Annotated in this window: 17 protein-coding genes and 1 tRNA gene; 14 read left to right on the forward strand and 4 right to left on the reverse strand. The window is 59.9% G+C overall.

Translation table 11 applies throughout. The features are described from left to right. Positions 1-15: 15 nt before the first annotated feature. Positions 16-105: transfer RNA gene (locus R3X27_RS17340), tRNA-Ser, on the forward strand. 263 nt (positions 106-368) lie between these two features. Here the strand turns inward: R3X27_RS17340 and R3X27_RS17345 are convergent. Beyond that, positions 369-1076 (reverse strand): IS6 family transposase, encoded by a 708-nt coding sequence (locus tag R3X27_RS17345; RefSeq protein WP_317710134.1) that lies wholly within the window; start codon positions 1074-1076, stop codon positions 369-371. A 238-nt stretch (positions 1077-1314) separates the two neighbouring features. Between R3X27_RS17345 and R3X27_RS17350 the strand changes: the two genes are divergently transcribed. The 4 genes from R3X27_RS17350 (at position 1315) to R3X27_RS17365 (ending at position 5278) form a co-directional block, all read left to right on the forward strand. After that, positions 1315-2388 carry an extracellular solute-binding protein gene (locus R3X27_RS17350; protein WP_317710135.1) on the forward strand — a complete coding sequence of 358 codons (1074 nt, stop codon included), beginning with the start codon at positions 1315-1317 and terminating at the stop codon, positions 2386-2388. 66 nt (positions 2389-2454) lie between these two features. Next, positions 2455-3555: an ABC transporter ATP-binding protein gene (locus R3X27_RS17355; RefSeq protein WP_317710136.1), complete on the forward strand. Its 1101-nt coding sequence runs from the start codon at positions 2455-2457 to the stop codon at positions 3553-3555. Next, positions 3556-4413 (forward strand): ABC transporter permease, encoded by an 858-nt coding sequence (locus R3X27_RS17360; protein WP_317710137.1) that lies wholly within the window; start codon positions 3556-3558, stop codon positions 4411-4413. It begins immediately after the preceding gene. A gap of 13 nt (positions 4414-4426) precedes the next feature. Then, on the forward strand, positions 4427-5278 hold the full coding sequence (locus R3X27_RS17365) for an ABC transporter permease (protein WP_317710138.1): 852 nt from the start codon (positions 4427-4429) through the stop codon (positions 5276-5278). Between the two features lie 85 nt (positions 5279-5363). On the opposite strand, the gene R3X27_RS17370 is transcribed toward R3X27_RS17365, so the two are convergent. Both R3X27_RS17370 and R3X27_RS17375 read right to left on the reverse strand, forming a co-directional pair. Then, positions 5364-5789 (reverse strand): OsmC family protein, encoded by a 426-nt coding sequence (locus tag R3X27_RS17370; protein ID WP_317710139.1) that lies wholly within the window; start codon positions 5787-5789, stop codon positions 5364-5366. A gap of 248 nt (positions 5790-6037) precedes the next feature. Next, positions 6038-6916 carry a MurR/RpiR family transcriptional regulator gene (locus R3X27_RS17375; RefSeq protein ID WP_317710140.1) on the reverse strand — a complete coding sequence of 293 codons (879 nt, stop codon included), beginning with the start codon at positions 6914-6916 and terminating at the stop codon, positions 6038-6040. Between R3X27_RS17375 and R3X27_RS17380 the strand changes: the two genes are divergently transcribed. The 9 genes from R3X27_RS17380 to R3X27_RS17425 all read left to right on the forward strand — a co-directional run bounded on the left by R3X27_RS17380 (position 6915) and on the right by R3X27_RS17425 (position 16375). Then, on the forward strand, positions 6915-7835 hold the full coding sequence (locus tag R3X27_RS17380; protein ID WP_317710141.1) for an N-formylglutamate amidohydrolase: 921 nt from the start codon (positions 6915-6917) through the stop codon (positions 7833-7835). The genes R3X27_RS17375 and R3X27_RS17380 overlap by 2 nt on opposite strands. A 10-nt stretch (positions 7836-7845) precedes the next feature. Continuing rightward, positions 7846-8370 carry a TRAP transporter small permease subunit gene (locus tag R3X27_RS17385; RefSeq protein ID WP_317710142.1) on the forward strand — a complete coding sequence of 175 codons (525 nt, stop codon included), beginning with the start codon at positions 7846-7848 and terminating at the stop codon, positions 8368-8370. Next, complete coding sequence (locus R3X27_RS17390) at positions 8370-9695, forward strand: TRAP transporter large permease subunit (protein ID WP_317710143.1); 1326 nt, start codon at positions 8370-8372, stop codon at positions 9693-9695. The genes R3X27_RS17385 and R3X27_RS17390 overlap by 1 nt, the downstream gene beginning before the upstream one ends. Positions 9696-9748: 53 nt before the next feature. Continuing rightward, positions 9749-10783: a TRAP transporter substrate-binding protein DctP gene (gene dctP, locus R3X27_RS17395; RefSeq protein WP_317710144.1), complete on the forward strand. Its 1035-nt coding sequence runs from the start codon at positions 9749-9751 to the stop codon at positions 10781-10783. Positions 10784-10882: 99 nt separating this feature from the next. Beyond that, positions 10883-12247, forward strand: a complete 1365-nt coding sequence (locus tag R3X27_RS17400; RefSeq protein ID WP_317710145.1) for a glutamine synthetase family protein — start codon at positions 10883-10885, stop codon at positions 12245-12247. 200 nt (positions 12248-12447) lie between these two features. Continuing rightward, entirely contained in the window at positions 12448-12645 is a 198-nt protein-coding gene (locus tag R3X27_RS17405; RefSeq protein WP_317710146.1) for a hypothetical protein, read from the forward strand. After that, positions 12642-14018 carry an aldehyde dehydrogenase family protein gene (locus R3X27_RS17410; protein WP_317710147.1) on the forward strand — a complete coding sequence of 459 codons (1377 nt, stop codon included), beginning with the start codon at positions 12642-12644 and terminating at the stop codon, positions 14016-14018. The genes R3X27_RS17405 and R3X27_RS17410 overlap by 4 nt, the downstream gene beginning before the upstream one ends. A 5-nt stretch (positions 14019-14023) precedes the next feature. Continuing rightward, entirely contained in the window at positions 14024-15169 is a 1146-nt protein-coding gene (locus R3X27_RS17415; RefSeq protein WP_317710154.1) for an iron-containing alcohol dehydrogenase, read from the forward strand. A gap of 498 nt (positions 15170-15667) precedes the next feature. After that, positions 15668-16375, forward strand: a complete 708-nt coding sequence (locus R3X27_RS17425; protein WP_317710148.1) for an IS6 family transposase — start codon at positions 15668-15670, stop codon at positions 16373-16375. On the opposite strand, the gene R3X27_RS17430 is transcribed toward R3X27_RS17425, so the two are convergent. Beyond that, positions 16320-16868 (reverse strand): hypothetical protein (locus R3X27_RS17430; RefSeq protein ID WP_317710149.1); only part of this gene is annotated, 549 nt, incomplete at its 5' end. The genes R3X27_RS17425 and R3X27_RS17430 overlap by 56 nt on opposite strands.

Below are 16868 nucleotides of genomic sequence, written 5' to 3' on the forward strand. Positions count from 1 at the left end.
AAACCCACCGGCACCGGAGAGGTGGCCGAGTGGTCGAAGGCGCACGCCTGGAAAGTGTGTAGGCGGGAAACTGTCTCCAGGGTTCGAATCCCTGTCTCTCCGCCATTCACGAACAAAAGTGGGAACCGACGAGGCGATCGCCGAGTCGTTGGTAACGGTCCGCTCGATCTGCGAGCGGCGTCCTCGGATTTCAACGACTTCATCGCCGACAATGATTTGGTCAATCAATGCGCGAAGGTAGGCTCGTTTCTCAAAATTCGAAGGGTTTTCCAGTTTCCTAGCCATCTCTTCTACGAAGCGGGAGATCTTTTCTTGGGTGCTGTCAGACCAATTCGAACTCGTCTCTATAAGGGCAGGATGGCTGGCCCTTATGCCGCGCAGAGATCGCGCCACTCGGCGAGAGCAGCGGTGAGATTGAGTTTGAAAGTGGCCCTTGAGGACAGGCTTCGCTCCGAGTTGAAATGGTTGAAGACTGAGGCATGAACGGCGGCAAACATCTGCAGACTTCGCATCCGCCGGAACCGCTGCATCGCCCGCTCTCGTCGTCGGAATGGTAGATGCGAGTTCTCCGCCCTATTGTTCAACCAGCGGCCAGTTTCCTGTAGCGTCGACGCGCCAATCACCTTCAACGCAGCGCCGTAGGAACGAAGCAAATCTGTGACGATGGATTTCGGCCGACCGTAGCGTCGCATTGTTTTCTTTAGGAAATTCAGCGCCGCCTTCCGGTCTCGCGTTTTCGTCACGAAGCTTTCCAGGACCTCGCCCTCATGGTCGACCGCCCGCCAAAGATAATGTCGTTGGCCGTTCACCTTGACGAACACCTCATCCAAATGCCACCGCCACTGCGGCCCAGAACGTAGCCGATCAGCGCGTTTCCTGCGAATTTCGGAAGCGAACATCGGTCCGAACCTGTGCCACCAGAACCGTACCGACTCGTGGCTGACATCGATACCGCGTTCTTGCAGCAGATCTTCGACATTCCTCAGCGACAACGGGAAACGGACGTAGAGCATCACAGGCAGGCGTTTGATCTCTTCGCTCGTGTTGAAGCATTTGAACGGGTCGCGTTTCGTCATGCTGGAACGCTACACAGTTGTCGGTACCGCCTCCACCCAAGTTGCTCTGACAAGACCGACAGCAGTCTTGCCCTTGTAGACACGAGTTCGAATTTGTCTGACACCGCCAGCAATGTTGCTCATTCAGCGCCAGACTGTGCGAGGTGTCATAATGCTGTTTCAAATTGACCAGATGATCAAATGAAACCAAGGTAGTGGTGCAATCAGACTGCAGAGTCTTCAACAGGGACACGATGTCATGAAAAAACAATCCTTTAAGCTATCGACCGGAGCGATCGCTCTTGTTCTTCTCGGTGGCGTTTCATCCGCTTCGGCCGACACGCTCAGGCTCCTGACATGGGGCGGGTATGCGCCCGAAGATGTCGTCGCCAAGTTCGAGGCGGAGACCGGCCACAAGGTCGAGGTCACGAAATCCAACAACGAGGAAATGATCGCAAAGCTGCGTGCGACCGGCGGTGGCGGTTTCGACCTCGCACAGCCCAGCCAGGATCGCGTCGCCGGCCCGCAGGAAGAGTTCGGCATCTATAAACCGATGGACCTGTCCAAGATCGACAAGGCGTTGTTCATCCCCTCCATGCTCGAGGCGACATGGGGCAACACCACTGTCGGTGACGATGTCTATGGTGTGCCGCATGTCTGGGGCACCAGCGGTCTGGTCGTCGACACCAAGATGGCGCCGATGGTCAAGGATTACACCGACCTTTGCAGCGAGGACGTCGCGGGGAAGGTGTCCTACCGCCTCAAGCGCCCGACGTTGATCGGCTTCGCCTTTGCGATGGGGCTGGACCCGTTTGCCGCCTATGGTGACGAAGCCGCATATACCGACATCATGTCTCAGGTCGAAGCCAAGCTTGTCGAGTGCAAGCCCGGCGTGAAGACCTATTGGGGCGGTGGTGACGAGTTGATGGGGCTTCTGCGCTCCGGCGAAGTCGTTGCGTCGATGGCCTGGGATACTGGCGGATGGAAGCTGAATGCCGACAATCCGGATATCACCTTTGTGGCTCCCGCCGCGGGCGCGCTCGGCTGGGTGGACACGTTCGTGCTGCCGGCCAAGGGCAAGTCAGACGACGCGGCCTATGCGTGGATCAACTTCGTGATGCAGCCCGAAGTGGCGGCGATGATCACCGCTGCAGCGGGCAACTTCACCGCTTCCCAGGGCGCGGACGCCTTTGCAGCCGACGATCTGAAGGCGCGCTACCAGGCCAGTTTCCCGGCGGAGGCGATCGACAACATCAAGTGGTATCCGCCGGTTCCCGCCGGCCTTGAGGCCATTGAAGGTGGCGTTCTGGACCGCGTCAAAGCGGCCAACTGATCATCTTGACGAGATGCCTGCGCCTGCCCACAAGGGCAGGCGCAACGTTCCCCTCAGGGATACAGTATGACTCCAGATCTTGAATGCACCGACCTGACCAAGCGGTTCGGTGACACAACGGCGGTCGAGAACGTCTCGTTTTCTGTGCCGCCCGGCTCCTTCTTTTCGATTCTCGGGCCCTCGGGCTGCGGTAAGACAACGATCATGCGGATGATCGCGGGGTTCCTTGAGCCGTCCCGCGGCGACATCCTGATCAAGGGGCGTTCGGTTCTGGACGTGGCGCCCAACAAACGCCCTGTGAACATGGTGTTTCAGCATCTGGCATTGTTCCCGATGATGAATATCGCCGACAATATCGGATATGGGCTCCGCCGGGCGGGGCTTCAGAAGTCCGAAATCAATCGCAAGATCGAGGAAGCGCTCGACAGGATCGGCTTGCCCGGGATCGGCTCGCGCAAGGTCGATGAATTGTCCGGAGGCCAGAAGCAACGCGTCGCCATTGCGCGCTGCATGGTTCTGGAGCCCGACGTCCTGCTTCTGGACGAACCGCTTGGCGCGTTGGATCTCAAGCTGAGAGAGCGCATGAAGGTGGAGTTGAAGTCGCTTCAGGCCGCGTTCGACACCACGTTTGTCTATATCACCCATGACCAATCCGAAGCGCTCGTCATGTCGGACACTATTGCCGTCATGAACGAAGGACGCTTTGAGCAGATGGGGACCGGGCGCGATCTCTATTATCGTCCGGACTCGGCATTCGTTGCCGGTTTCGTGGGCGACACGAATCGATGGCACGGTCGTATCGAACGGCAGGACGGCGAACGGATCGAGATGCGTACGGACAGCGGCATGGTCCTGCGCGGCGTAACGCATGGACGGGCGCTGGCCGCCGGGGATCACGCCGACATTTTCGTGCGCCCCGAGGCGATCATGATCTCGCACTCCGAGCAGGATCTTTCGCATTTCGACAACCGGATCTCCGGACAGGTTACATCGTTGCTGTTCAATGGTGCCGCCAGCCGGGTTCTGATTGGAGGCACTGCTGGCGGAGAGGAAATCGAGGTAAACCTGCCCCAATCCGGTGAATTCGCGTCTCTCTCCAAGGGATCTTACGTGCATATCGGGTGGGCGGGCGACCAGGGAAACTGTTTCTCTGCCGGGGCCGCATAGATGCGAAGCGAAGCAAAGCTCGGACTGGCGCTGCTGCTGACGCCGCTGCTCTTGTGGCTGTCGCTGCTGATCTTCATTCCGCATATCGATATGTTTCTTGTTTCGCTCCGTGAGCGGATCGGTGTCGGACAATATCGGACAAGCTTCGCCAACTACCTGACATTCTTCAACGAACCGCTGTACCTGTGGACCTTTCTGCGGACCGCTGTGATGTCTACGATGGCAACGGCGATCACCTTGGTGATTGCATTTCCGGTGTCCTATTACATCGCAAAGATGGTGAAGGGGCGGACTCAATCCGCACTCTTTCTTCTGTGCTTGGTGCCGTTCTGGGTGTCCGAACTAGTGCGAACCTTTGGCTGGATGATCTTGCTGCGGGAAACCGGGATATTCTCCAACGTCCTGCAGATCACCGGCCTGTCCGATGGACCGGTCGAGATGCTCTACAACGACGGAGCGATAATGGTCGGGCTTGTCTACACGTCCATGCTGTTCATGGTGGTGCCGCTTGTGACCACCCTTGAAAGCCTGCCGGACGAAGTTGTCGAAGCCGGCTACGACCTTGGCGGCAATGGGCTTAGCGTCCTGCGCGAGATCATCATTCCACACGCAATGCCGGGGATCGTGTCGGGCTGCATTGTTGTCTTCATGCTGAGTCTCGGAAATTACCTGACGCCAACGATGCTTGGCGGCAAGGAAAGCCTCTGGTTCACCGAACTGATCTATTCCCAGTTCATTGTCCGGTTCAACTGGGAGCTTGGAGCGGCGTTTGGCTTCATGTTGCTGATCCTGTCATCGGCGATTGTCTGGGGCATGTTGAAGCTCACGGGCCAGTCGCTGGAAAAGACGATGGGATAGTGGAGATGTCGACGTGATCCCTTCAATTCCGCAGCCAAGGTTCCTGACGGTCGCCTATACGGCCTATGTCGTGCTGTTCTTCGTGTTTCTGGCCCTGCCACTCGTGGTGGTCGCGGTCTTTGCCTTCAACGACAGCCAGTTTCCGTCGTTGCCATGGGAAGGCTTCACATGGAACTGGTTCTTCGGCGCCGAACGTCCGATGATCGGCGTTTTCCACGAGCGCTCGATCCTGCGGGCGATCGGCACATCCGCCTTCGTTGGCGTTTTCGTGTCGCTTCTGTCGGTCTGCGTTGGCACGTCAAATGCGTTCCTGTTCAACCGCTACCGGTTCCGTGGGCAGGGCATTCTGTATGTTTTCATGCTCTTGCCTCTGGTGATCCCGGGAATTGTGCTTGGCATTTCCATCCTGGTGTTCTCGAGCCGGGTCGCCAACGGAGTCTGGGACAGTGCGCAACTGGATCTGGAAGCGTTGCGTCCCGGGTTGGTCCTTGTGATCCTCGGCCAGTTTTCCTTCATCACGACCATTGCCACGCTGGTCATTGGTGCCCGGCTCCAGAAATTCGACAGAACGCTTGAAGAGGCCGCGCTCAACCTCGGTGCCGGCCGACTGACGGCCATTCGAACCGTGACGATGCCATATCTGGCACCAGCCATGATCGGTGCGTTCGTGGTCGCGTTCCTGATGAGTTTCGAGAACTTCAATACCACCCTGATGCTTGTCGGATCGGATGCGCCGCTTACGATTGCGATGTTTGACCGTCTGAAAGAAGGGTCGACACCGTTGTTGAACGCGGTTTCGCTGCTCCTGATGGTCGGGTCGTCCTGCCTGGCGTTGGTGATGATTGCGTTCCAGCGACGGGGATAGGTCGCAACACTGGCCCGGACCGCACCCATTGGATCCGAGCCATCGCCAAGACGACTGTGCAGATTGGCCGCCGAGGGCCTGACGATCAGGTCTTGATCGTGAGATCCAGCGTGATGTCGGCGCTCAGCGACCGCGAGATCGGGCAGCCTTGCTTGGCGGCGTCCGCAATTTGTCTGATCTGAGCTTCATCGCCGCCTGGAACATCGGCGATTGCCACCAGATCAATCCGCGTGATCGCATGGCCGCCCTCGACGGCGCCGAGCACGACGCTTGCCTTGGTGGAAACCGAAGTCGGATTCAGATCGGCCTTTGCCAGTTCGTTCGAGAATGCCATCGAGAAACACCCGGCCTGGGCTGCCCCGACCAGTTCCTCCGGGTTCGTTCCCGGTGCGTCCTCGAACCGTGTCTGAAAGGAGAATGCCAGATCGGAGAACGCTCCGGATTCCCCGCTCATGGTTCCATTTCCCGATTGCAGATCGCCATTCCAGGTCGCGGTCGCCTTGGGTTTCATGATGTTTCCTCGTTGTCATTGTGCGAGCCGATTTCTGTGGCTCCACGTTCCGTTCCCGGTCAGGTTAGTGGCTTTCTCAAGCGAGACACAAGATCCGCAAGACGCGTCGGGGAGGCGCCTGTTCGACGTTGGTCTAGCGCCGTGTGCGAATGTGAAAGACAGGTGGGGGCAACCAACCGCCCTGCGAAGATGGATCCTGTGCGCCTCGACATGCGGGCGTTTCGGCCTGCGAGAGGGACCTCGTCAGGCTAGTCCGGCGTTCGAAACAACCGTGTCGTTGAGAACATCGCTTCCAATTCGTCAATCCGGTGGCGGCTCTGTTCCCATCCGGTTTGCTGAACCTCGGCGATCAGCGCCTCCAGGATGAGCATCAGGGCGACCGTGGAATCCCAACTCGATGGGGCCTCGACCATAGCGTGGAACACGTGGTGGGCGACCTTGGAAATCGGCGACCCCCATTGATCGGTGAAGAGAACGATCTTGCAGCCGCGGTCCCGCGCCAGAGACGCGAGGCGAAACATGTTGCGCTCGTAGCGGCGTATGTCGAACAGCACGAGGATGGCGTGCTCATCCATGTCCAGCAGGTATTGCGGCCAGACATTCACCGAATTGCCGATCTGGTTCACATTTGGCCGAATGATCTGCAGGTGGTTGAACAGGTAGTCCGCGTTCGACCGGGTGATCCGCCCTCCGGCGACATAGACACGCCTGTCAGGATCGGCCAGCAGGCCGGCAGCGGTATCGAACTGCGCCCTGTCGAGGCGCTCGAGGGTGTGGCGGATATTGGCCGTTATGGCCTCTGCAAATCGGGTCAGCAAATGTCCATCGGCACCCGCTGCCTGCCAATCCTCGTGTTTGGAGATCGGCTTCTTGATCTGCGCTGCGACCTCGTCTCGCAGTGCCTTCTGGAGCATGGGAAACCCGTCGAACCCGAGCTTCCGGGCCATTCGGATCACGGTCGGCGTCGAGACGCCTGCTGCGGTTGCCAGCTTGGTGATCGATTGCAACCCCGCCATCGGGTAGTCTTGCAGCAGAATATTCGCCAGTTGTCGTTCGGACCGAGTCAGATCTCCCAGGGAATCCTGGATCAGTTGTTTGACGATCTTCCCTGAGGCGGTGGGGGGCATGGCTGCCTGCTTTCTAACACTTGCTTCAAAGTATTTTCCGTTTGTAGTTATGTCTACAGAATTTTTGTTGACAGGTCGGAAATCCCACGCGCCAATTGGCAGCATGAAAGACAGCGACGAGTCACCAGTGATGTCCGATGAAGAGGGTCCGCCCGCGCAGGTTCAGAATGCGGACGGTCTCGGCAACGTGGTTCTCGTGTGTGAGCACGCCTCGCGGTTCATCCCTGCGTCACTGTCCGGACTCGGGCTCAGCGAAGAGGCGAAAACCTCTCACGCGGCCTGGGACATTGGCGCGCTGGACCTGGCGGAGGAATTGATGCGCGAGCTTGATGCGCCTTTGATCGCGTCGCGCGTGTCTCGCCTCGTTTATGACTGTAACCGTCCGCCGCAAGCCCCGGATGCAGTTCCGGCACGCAGCGAGCGCTTCGTCGTTCCAGGCAACGAGGATCTCTCAACCGGCGCGTTGGCCGCCAGGGTGCGTGATGTCTATGCGCCGTTCCGGAGCTTGCTGGCGGACGTGCTGGCGGGGCGGAGCGGTTCCACGGTGCTTGTGACGATCCACAGTTTCACGCCGGTCTTCCTCGGCAAAGCGCGTCAGGTTCAACTTGGCCTTCTTCACGATGACGATGCCCGCATGGCCGAGGCCATGCTTCGATGCGCGGCGCAAAACACCGACATGAAAACTGCGCTCAACGAACCCTATGCGGCCAAGGACGGGGTGACCCACACATTGCGAGACCACGGCGTCGCTGCCGGCCTCCCCAACGTGATGATCGAAGTCCGAAACAACCTGATCGACAGCGTCGAGGGCGTCCGCCGCGTCGCCGCCGACCTGGCCTCGATCTTGCGAGGGGCGATGGGAGATATCCCGGAGCTTTCATCAACATCCGCCGGCATCCGGCACGACAGGGCAGGGTAAAGCGCAGACAATGGAACTCGCCAGGCGCTACATACACGTGGTTGACGGGATGAACCGGATCGTCGGGAAGGTCGTGATGTTCGGCATCTTCGTGATGATGGGGATCCTGCTGTGGTCTTCGATCTCCAAGACCTTCTTCCTGCCATCGCTCTGGACGCTCGAAATGGCGCAGTTCGCGATGGTGGCCTATTACATGCTGGGCGGGCCCTACTCGATCCAGATGGGCTCCAACGTCCGGATGGACCTGCTCTATGAGGAATGGTCGAACCGACGCAAAAGCCAGGTGGACGCGATAACGGTCCTGTTCCTGATCACCTATCTCGGGTTCCTGCTCTGGGGCGGTATCGACAGTACGCTCTATTCCTTCCGCTACGGCGGCGAGAGAAGTCCGACCGCGTGGCGGCCGTATCTCTGGCCGATCAAGGTCATCATGGTCACCGGCATCTTCCTGATGCTGCTGCAGGCGATTTCCGAGCTTCTGAAAGACATCCTGCGTCTCAAGGGCGAACATTACCCTCGCGAGGAGACCCATTGATGGCCTACGACACGATTGCCATCCTCATGTTCTCCTCGATGATGATCATGCTGCTGACCGGGCAGCGGGTCTTCGGCGCCATCGGTTTCGTGGCCGTGATCGCGGGTTTCTTTCTTTGGGGAGATCGCGGAGGTTATGACCTTGGTTTCTCGGCGGCGATGAAGCTCATGAAGTGGTACCCGCTGCTGACGCTCCCAATGTTCATCTTCATGGGGTACATCCTGTCCAACAGCCGGATTGCCGACGATCTCTACAAGATGTTCCACGTCTGGATGGGGGGCTTGCGTGGCGGGCTGGCCATCGGGACGATCGGATTGATGGTGCTGATCTCGGCGATGAACGGGTTGTCGGTCGCGGGCATGGCCATTGGTGCCACCATTGCGTTGCCTGAACTACTCAAACGCGGCTACGACAAGCAGATGGTCACCGGCGTGATCCAGGCGGGCTCCTCGCTCGGCATCCTGGTGCCACCCTCCGTTGTGCTGGTCCTATATGCCATGATCGCGCGCCAACCGGTCGGTCAGCTTTGGCTCGCCGGTTTGATTCCGGGCCTGATGATGGCGGCGATGTTCGTTGTCTATATCGCCGTGCGCTGTCGGTTGCAGCCGTCGCTGGGCCCGGTCCTGTCCAAGGAAGAGCGTGACATCCCCATGTCCGAAAAGTTCGCGCTGTTGCGGGCGGGAATGCTGCCGATCTTCATCTTTGCAGCGATGATGGTGCCCTTTGTCAATGGCTGGACATCGCTGGTGGAAAGCTCTGCCATCGGGGCCGTGGCCGCCTTGCTGGCGGCAGTTGCGAAACGGCGGATGACCTGGGAGGTCTTCTATCATTCCGTGCGCTCGACCCTCGGGATCTCCTGCATGTTCATGTGGATCATCCTGGCCGCACTCGCCTTCGGCGCCGTGTTCGACGGTCTGGGGGCGGTGAAGGCCATCGAGAGCATCTTCACCGAAAAACTCGGGCTGTCTCCCTGGATGATCCTCATCCTGATGCAGTTGAGCTTCATCCTGATGGGCACGTTCCTCGACGACACCGCCATGCTGGTGATCGTCGCGCCGCTCTACGTCCCGTTGGTCAAGGCGCTCGGTTTTGACCTGATCTGGTATGGTGTGCTCTACACCGTCACCACACAGATCGCCTACATGACACCTCCCTTTGGCTATAACCTTTTCCTTATGCGGGCGATGGCGCCGCCGGAAATCGGCCTCAAGGATATCTATGTCTCCATCATCCCCTTCGTCTGCGTGATGGTTCTCGCGCTGGCGCTGGTCATGATATTCCCGAGCATCGCGCTCTGGCTGCCCGACTACGTATATTCAAAGTGATTACCAGACCCTGCGAACGGGGCGAACCCTAGGAAACCAACAGGAGGTTTGAAATGACCACGAGACGCACATTCTTGAAAGGCTCGGCCGCACTGGCACCGGGTGCCGTCCTTGCGACACCGGCGCTCGCGCAATCCACGATCAAATGGCGGATGCAGACATATGCCGGCGCCTCTCTGGGCGAGCATGTGATCAAACCCGCCGTCGACATGTTCAACAAGATCGCCGGCGACAAGATGCAGATCGAACTGTTCTTTGCCGACCAGCTTGTGCCCACCGGGGAGCTGTTCCAGGCGCTTCAGCGGGGCACCATCGACGCCGTGCAGTCGGACGATGACTCGATGGCCTCGCCGACCGAGGTTACGGTGTTTGGCGGCTATTTCCCGTTTGCCTCGCGCTACTCGCTCGATGTGCCGGTGCTGTTCAACCAGTACGGCCTCAACGAAATCTGGGATGCAGAGTATTCCAAGGTCGGCGTGAAGCACATCTCGGCCGGAGCATGGGACCCATGCCACTTCGCCACCAAGGATCCGATCCGGTCGCTGGCCGATCTCAAGGGCAAGCGGGTCTTCACCTTCCCGACCGCCGGCCGTTTCCTGGCCCAGTTCGGCGTCGTTCCGGTGACCTTGCCATGGGAAGACATCGAGGTTGCTGTCCAGACCGGCGAGCTCGACGGGATCGCCTGGTCGGGCATCACCGAGGATTACACGGTCGGTTGGGCCGACGTGACGAACTACTTCCTCACCAACAACATCTCCGGTGCTTGGGCCGGATCGTTCTTCGCCAACATGGATCGCTGGAACGAGTTGCCCGAGGACCTGCAAACGCTGTTCCGGGTGTGCTGCGACCAGTCGCATTACTATCGCCAATGGTGGTACTGGGGCGGCGAAGCCTCGCTGCGGGTCAATGGCCCCAAGATGGAACTCACCTCGATCCCAGATGCCGAATGGGCCACGGTCGAGGCGGCAGCTGTCAAGTTCTGGGACGAGATCGCGGCTGAATCCGAGACAAAAGCCAAGGTTGTCGAGATCTTCAAGAAATACAACGCCGACATGGAAAAGGCCGGCCGCCCGTACCGCTACGGCTGAGCCTGACCAACCGGAGGGATCGGCCCGCACGGGCCGATCCGGACACAAGAACAATGGCCGGCCCTTCGGGGCCGGTCGCCGATTGACAAGAGGACGCCCATGCCAGGCCCGCTCACCTTCGATGCTCTGAAATCCGCCGTCTCCGACGGTACAATCGACACCGTCCTCGTCTGTCTTGTCGACATGCAGGGCCGCCTCATGGGCAAACGGTTCCATGCACAGAACTTCCTCGACAGCGCTTGGGAAGAGACCCATTGCTGCAACTACCTGTTGGCGACCGACCTGGAGATGGCGACGCCTGATGGGTACCAGTCGACCTCCTGGGCTGCAGGCTATGGCGATTACGTGATGAAACCCGATCTGGAAACACTGCGGCCCATTCCGTGGCTCGAAGGCACCGCGATGGTGCTCTGCGATGTCCTCGATCATCACACGCACGCCCCTGTCCCGCATTCGCCCCGGCAAGTTCTCAAGGCCCAGATCGCGCGGCTCGAGGAGATGGGCCTGACGCCGATGATGGCGACGGAACTGGAGTTCTTCCTGTTCGAGAAAAGCTTCGACGACATCCGCAAATCCGGTTTTCGCGATCTTGCGCCGATCTCGGGCTACAACGAGGATTACCACATCCTCCAGACGACCAAGGAAGAGACGGTGATGCGCCCGCTGCGCAATCACCTCTACGCTGCCGGCATTCCGGTCGAGAACACCAAGGGAGAAGCAGAAACCGGTCAGGAAGAGTTGAACATCCGATATGCTGATGCGCTGGCCTGTGCGGATAACCACACCATCGCCAAGCACGCCACCAAGGAGATCGCCTGGCAGCAGGGGCACGCCGCCAGCTTCCTGCCCAAGTGGCACCACGACAAGGTCGGCTCTGCCAGCCACGTCCACATGTCGCTCTGGAAAGACTCCAGGCCAGCTTTCCATGACCCTGACGGGGACCACGGAATGTCGATGCTGATGCGCCAGTTCTGCGCTGGGATACTCGCCTTTGCCGCCGACTACACGGTGTTCCTTGCGCCCTATGTCAACAGCTACAAACGCTTCATGAAGGGCAGCTTCGCCCCGACCAAGATGGTCTGGTCGGTCGACAATCGTACCGCGGGCTTCCGCCTGTGCGGAGAGGGCACCAAGGCGGTGCGCATGGAATGCCGCATCGGCGGATCCGACATCAACCCCTATCTCGCTCAGGCTGCGCTGCTCGCGGCGGGCATCAAGGGCATCGAGGAAGAGTTGGCGCTGCCTCCCGCGACCAGCGGCGACGTCTATGAAGACAGTGCGGCCGGAGAGATTCCGCGCACCTTGCGCGATGCAACCGGGACTCTGCGCAATTCTTCGATGCTTCGGGAAGCGATGGGTGATCTTGTCGTGGATCACTACACCCGTTGCGCCGAGGTCGAGCAGGAGGAATTCGACCGGGTGGTCACCGACTGGGAGATCGCGCGCGGTTTCGAGCGGGCCTGAAGATGCCCCGCGCGGCAGCCTTTTCCGCTCTTCCCGAACCCTACCTGGCCTTCTGTGCGTCACAGGGCACCGAGGGCGGTGCAAGACCCGATTGCGACGACGGCGAGAGCCACGCGCCCTTTGCTCCTCCGGTGGTCGTTCGTGAAGCCAGTCCAACCTTCCCCGGGGAACGGTTCGCCCCCCGGGAGGAAAACAGGCGATTGGACATTCTGTCCGCTGATGTCCGCGCGGATCTGGGGTATGCCTTGCCGCGCTATTCGACCCACACACCGGAAGGGCCAGAAACCGGCACCTCGCTCGACGTGCTCGCACGTGACCTGGCGGGGCCGTGGCGGTTTCGCCGTTCCATCCCTTTTGCGGAAACTCAAGCCATCGACACCGAAATGGAAACTCCATGACACAGACAGTGAAATGCATCTCGCCGATTGATGGATCGGTCTATGCGGAACGTCCCCTGTTGAGTGAGGCGGCCGCTTTCGAGGCCGCCGCCCGTGCGCGCGCTGCGCAAGGCGCTTGGGCGGCGCGTCCGTTGTCCGAGCGCATTGCACTGGTGCGCGCCGCCGTGGCAGAGGTCGGCAAGACGACCGATCGTATGGCAGAGGAACTCGCCCATCAGATGGGGCGCCCGGTCCGGTACGGCGGTGAGTTCGGTGGTTTCGAGGAACGCGCGAGTTACATGGCGGACATCGCCGAGGACGCGCTCGCTCCCATTGTGATCGAGGACAGCGAGACGTTTCTGCGCAAGATCGAGCGTGAGCCGCAGGGCGTGGTCTTTGTCGCGGCGCCTTGGAACTATCCCTACATGACGGCGATCAATTCGATTGCCCCGGCGCTCATCGCGGGCAACGCGGTCATTCTCAAACCCGCGGCGCAAACGCTGTTGGTTGGAGAACGCATGGCCGAAGCGTTTCATGCGGCGGGCATTCCCGAAGACGTCTTCCAGAATGTCTACCTGAGTCATGACAGCACGTCGGCCCTGATCGCCGGACGGGCATTCGATCTCGTGAACTTCACCGGATCCGTCGGCGGAGGCCAGGCCATGGAGCGCGCTGCCGCGGGGACGTTCACCGCCGTCGCGACCGAGCTTGGCGGCAAGGATCCCGGCTATGTCCGTGCCGATGCCGACCTGCAGGCCGCCGCAGACACGCTGATCGACGGGGCAATGTTCAACTCGGGCCAGTGCTGTTGTGGTATCGAACGGATCTATGTGCATGAAAGTGTGTTCGCCGACTTCCTCAGCCGTTGCGTCGACATCGTCAAAGGCTACAAGCTCGGCAATCCCCTGGACAGCGAAACGACCATCGGCCCGATGGCCAATGCCCGCTTCGCCGCCGAGGTACGGGCGCAGATTGCCGAGGCAATGGAACAGGGCGCGCAAGCCCATATCGAGACATTCGCCGAGGACGATGGCGGCACCTACCTGTCGCCGCAGATTCTCACGCATGTCACCCATGACATGCGGGTGATGCGGGACGAAAGCTTTGGTCCCGTCGTCGGCATCATGCCGGTCACGAGCGATGACGAGGCGATTTCGCTCATGAACGACAGCGATTTCGGCCTGACCTGTTCGATCTGGACGCAGGACACGGCGGCCGCGAACGCCCTTGGCAGACGGCTCCAGACCGGCACCGTCTTCATGAACCGCTGCGATTACCTTGACCCGGCCTTGTGCTGGACCGGCTGCAAGGACACCGGCCGCGGCGCGGGCCTGTCGGTGCTGGGCTTCCAGGCCCTGACCCGACCGAAATCTTACCACCTGAAGAAAGCATGAGTGCCATGAAGCTTGTAGGAAACTGGAACTATCCCACCCCGATGCGCTTTGGTGCTGGCCGGATCGCGGAGATTGCAGACGCCTGTGCCGTGGCCGGGATTGCCAGGCCGCTGCTTGTCACCGACCGCGGGCTTGCTTCGATGGATATTACCACCCGGACGCTCGACCTGCTGGAAGCTGCCGGATTGGGCCGGGCGATTTTTTCCGCCGTGGATCCCAATCCATCGGACATGAATGTTGAGGAGGGTCTCAAGGTCTATCGCGCGGGGGGGTATGACGGGGTTGTGGCCTTTGGTGGCGGCTCCGGCCTCGATCTTGCCAAGACATTGGCCTTCATGGCCGGGCAGACGCGGCCGTTATGGGATTTCGAGGATGTCGGCGATTGGTGGACCCGCGCCGATCCGGCCGGAATCCATCCGATCGTTGCTGTACCGACCACGGCGGGAACGGGGTCCGAGGTGGGACGCGCCTCGATCATCACCAATTCCACGACCCATGAGAAAAAGATAATCTTCCATCCCCAAATGCTGCCCGCGGTAGTGATCTGTGATCCCGAACTGACGGTGGGCATGCCGAAGTTCATCACTGCCGGCACGGGGCTTGATGCCTTTGCGCATTGCGTGGAAGCCTACTGCTCGCCGCATTACCATCCGATGAGCCAGGGTATCGCGCTGGAGGGCATGCGGCTGGTGAAAGAGTACCTGCCGCGGGCCTATGCGGACGGCACCGATATCGAGGCGCGCGCTCACATGATGTCGGCGGCGGCGATGGGCGCGACGGCCTTCCAGAAAGGGCTGGGCGCGATACATGCGCTCAGCCATCCGATCGGCGCGGTGCACCATACCCATCACGGAACCACGAACGCTGTTTGCATGCCTGCGGTGCTCCAGTTCAATCGCGCCCCCTGTGAAGCGGTTCTTGCTCGGGCGGCGGCCTACCTAGGAATCGATGGCGGTTTCGACGGTTTCTGTGGCTATGTGGACGACCTCAATGCCTCGATGTCGGTCCCGAAATCGTTGACCGAGCTTGGTGTTGAGACCCCCGATATCGATGCTCTGACAAAATCGGCACTGAACGACCCAAGCACCGGGGGCAACCCGGTCGAGATGACGTATGACAACACGCGACGATTGTTTGAGGGGCTGCTGTAGCATCAATCTGACGAGCCCAATCATAGGGAGGCTGGTTGAGCGGGGTAGGGTAGGTCAATAACGTCTCGGGATGACAAGACCGGCAGGCGGAGCGGACAGCCAGGCTTCGGCGACGCTGCGGTCCTGGCCTACCCCGCTACGGCCCGGCAGCGCATTTGTACAGGCATGAGAGGGGCAGACCGAGGAGCCGAAGCGGTCATTCCCTCCCGAAAGTACGCCAGGGCGTGGACGCCCGGCACCGCCGATGCGGTTGCTCGAAACGAGGCGCTCAGAGCCGGGAGATATCGCGGCGGGGCATCCGGCGACATTGGAGTGGATACCACCGCCATGGCTCCATCTCCATCAGGTGCATGTGCAGCGAGCTGATGGCCCCAGGCGGCCGGGGGCGCGTCAAGGGCTTTTGCCAGCGCCGCCAGTGCCGTCTCGGTCCAAGCCCTTTCCGCGGTGAGTCAGGAGAACTTGGCTTGCGACCGGGCAGGCGCCGACCAGCTTCACTTGATGACGAAACCTGACCCGTTCAAATACTTCAAGACGAGTAAAGAGATCATCCGCCTGGCTGTGATGCTCTGCGTTCGTTTCCCGCTGTCGCTGAGGAATGTCGAGGACCTGCTGCACGAACGCGACATCGACATCAGCCACGAGTCCGTTCGTTTTTGGTGGACCCGGTTTGGTCCGATGTTCGCCTCCGAGATCGGCGACAAGCGCGTTGAACGTCTGCGATCCGGGCCGCAATGGCGGTGGCATTTGGATGAGGTGTTTTTGAAGATCAACGGCGAACGACACTGTCTCTGGCGGGCTGTTGATCGCGAGGGCGAGGTCCTGGAAAGCTTCGTCACGAAGACGCGGGACAAGAAAGCGGCATTGAAATTCTTGAAGAAAACGATGCGTCGTTACGGCCGGCCTGCGGCCATCGTCCCTGACTTGCTTCGGTCCTACGGCGCGACCTTGAAGGCGATTGGCGCCGAGCAACTACACGAAACTGGCCGTTGGCTGAACAACCGGGCGGAGGATTCGCACCTGCCGTTCCGACGACGAGAGCGGGCGATGCAACGCTTCCGGCGGATACGAAGTCTGCAAATGTTTGCCGCCGTCCACGCCTCTGTCTCCAACCATTTCAACTCGGAGCGCAGCCTCTCCTCCAGAGCCAACTTCAAGAAAAACCGTACCGCTGCTCTCGCCGGGTGGCGCCGCCTCGGCGCAGCATAAGGGACAGCAGTCTTGCCCTTGTAGAGACGAGTTCGAACTTGTCTGACACCACCGCCATCAAGGCCCCTTTAGAGTGAGCGTCCTGTCGTACTTTGAAAGGAAGCGATTTTTTCGGGGTTCGAAAGCCAACGTCTTTTGAGCAAACCACAGGCTCCGAAAAAGCCAAGCTAAGGACAGATCGGCGCTGTTGTATATCATCAAAACGCCATTTTTTATAAGGGCTTGATAGAAGTTCGTCGGTCAGTTCAAAAGCCTGATCCAAGCCCCCACTGGTTATGTCCATGTTCGCGACCTTGTCATCGATGATCAGCTTTTCTTGCTCCAGTGCCACCATCCGTCTCTCGTAGTTCCGAACGGCCGATGGACTACTTGCCACCACTACAAGTTCAACGAGCTTCTCTATGTCCGAGACGATTTGTTTTTCGCGATCTTTCAGGAGCTTGGCGGAGGCTTTGGATTGCTCCATGCGAGCGTCCCACAACTCTTGGAAAAC

The organism is Tropicimonas sp. TH_r6 (genome assembly GCF_033101155.1).
Taxonomy (GTDB): Bacteria; Pseudomonadota; Alphaproteobacteria; order Rhodobacterales; family Rhodobacteraceae; genus Tropicimonas.

Bases quoted from the DNA above. Each gene is read 5' to 3' on its own strand.
- R3X27_RS17345 (WP_317710134.1), bottom strand. From the start codon at position 1,076: ATGACGAAACGCGACCCGTTCAAATGCTTCAACACGAGCGAAGAGATC.
- R3X27_RS17350 (WP_317710135.1), top strand. From the start codon at position 1,315: ATGAAAAAACAATCCTTTAAGCTATCGACCGGAGCGATCGCTCTTGTT.
- R3X27_RS17355 (WP_317710136.1), top strand. From the start codon at position 2,455: ATGACTCCAGATCTTGAATGCACCGACCTGACCAAGCGGTTCGGTGAC.
- R3X27_RS17360 (WP_317710137.1), top strand. From the start codon at position 3,556: ATGCGAAGCGAAGCAAAGCTCGGACTGGCGCTGCTGCTGACGCCGCTG.
- R3X27_RS17370 (WP_317710139.1), bottom strand. From the start codon at position 5,789: ATGAAACCCAAGGCGACCGCGACCTGGAATGGCGATCTGCAATCGGGA.
- R3X27_RS17380 (WP_317710141.1), top strand. From the start codon at position 6,915: ATGGCTGCCTGCTTTCTAACACTTGCTTCAAAGTATTTTCCGTTTGTA.
- R3X27_RS17375 (WP_317710140.1), bottom strand. From the start codon at position 6,916: ATGCCCCCCACCGCCTCAGGGAAGATCGTCAAACAACTGATCCAGGAT.
- R3X27_RS17385 (WP_317710142.1), top strand. From the start codon at position 7,846: ATGGAACTCGCCAGGCGCTACATACACGTGGTTGACGGGATGAACCGG.
- R3X27_RS17390 (WP_317710143.1), top strand. From the start codon at position 8,370: ATGGCCTACGACACGATTGCCATCCTCATGTTCTCCTCGATGATGATC.
- dctP (WP_317710144.1), top strand. From the start codon at position 9,749: ATGACCACGAGACGCACATTCTTGAAAGGCTCGGCCGCACTGGCACCG.
- R3X27_RS17400 (WP_317710145.1), top strand. From the start codon at position 10,883: ATGCCAGGCCCGCTCACCTTCGATGCTCTGAAATCCGCCGTCTCCGAC.
- R3X27_RS17410 (WP_317710147.1), top strand. From the start codon at position 12,642: ATGACACAGACAGTGAAATGCATCTCGCCGATTGATGGATCGGTCTAT.
- R3X27_RS17415 (WP_317710154.1), top strand. From the start codon at position 14,024: ATGAAGCTTGTAGGAAACTGGAACTATCCCACCCCGATGCGCTTTGGT.
- R3X27_RS17425 (WP_317710148.1), top strand. From the start codon at position 15,668: ATGACGAAACCTGACCCGTTCAAATACTTCAAGACGAGTAAAGAGATC.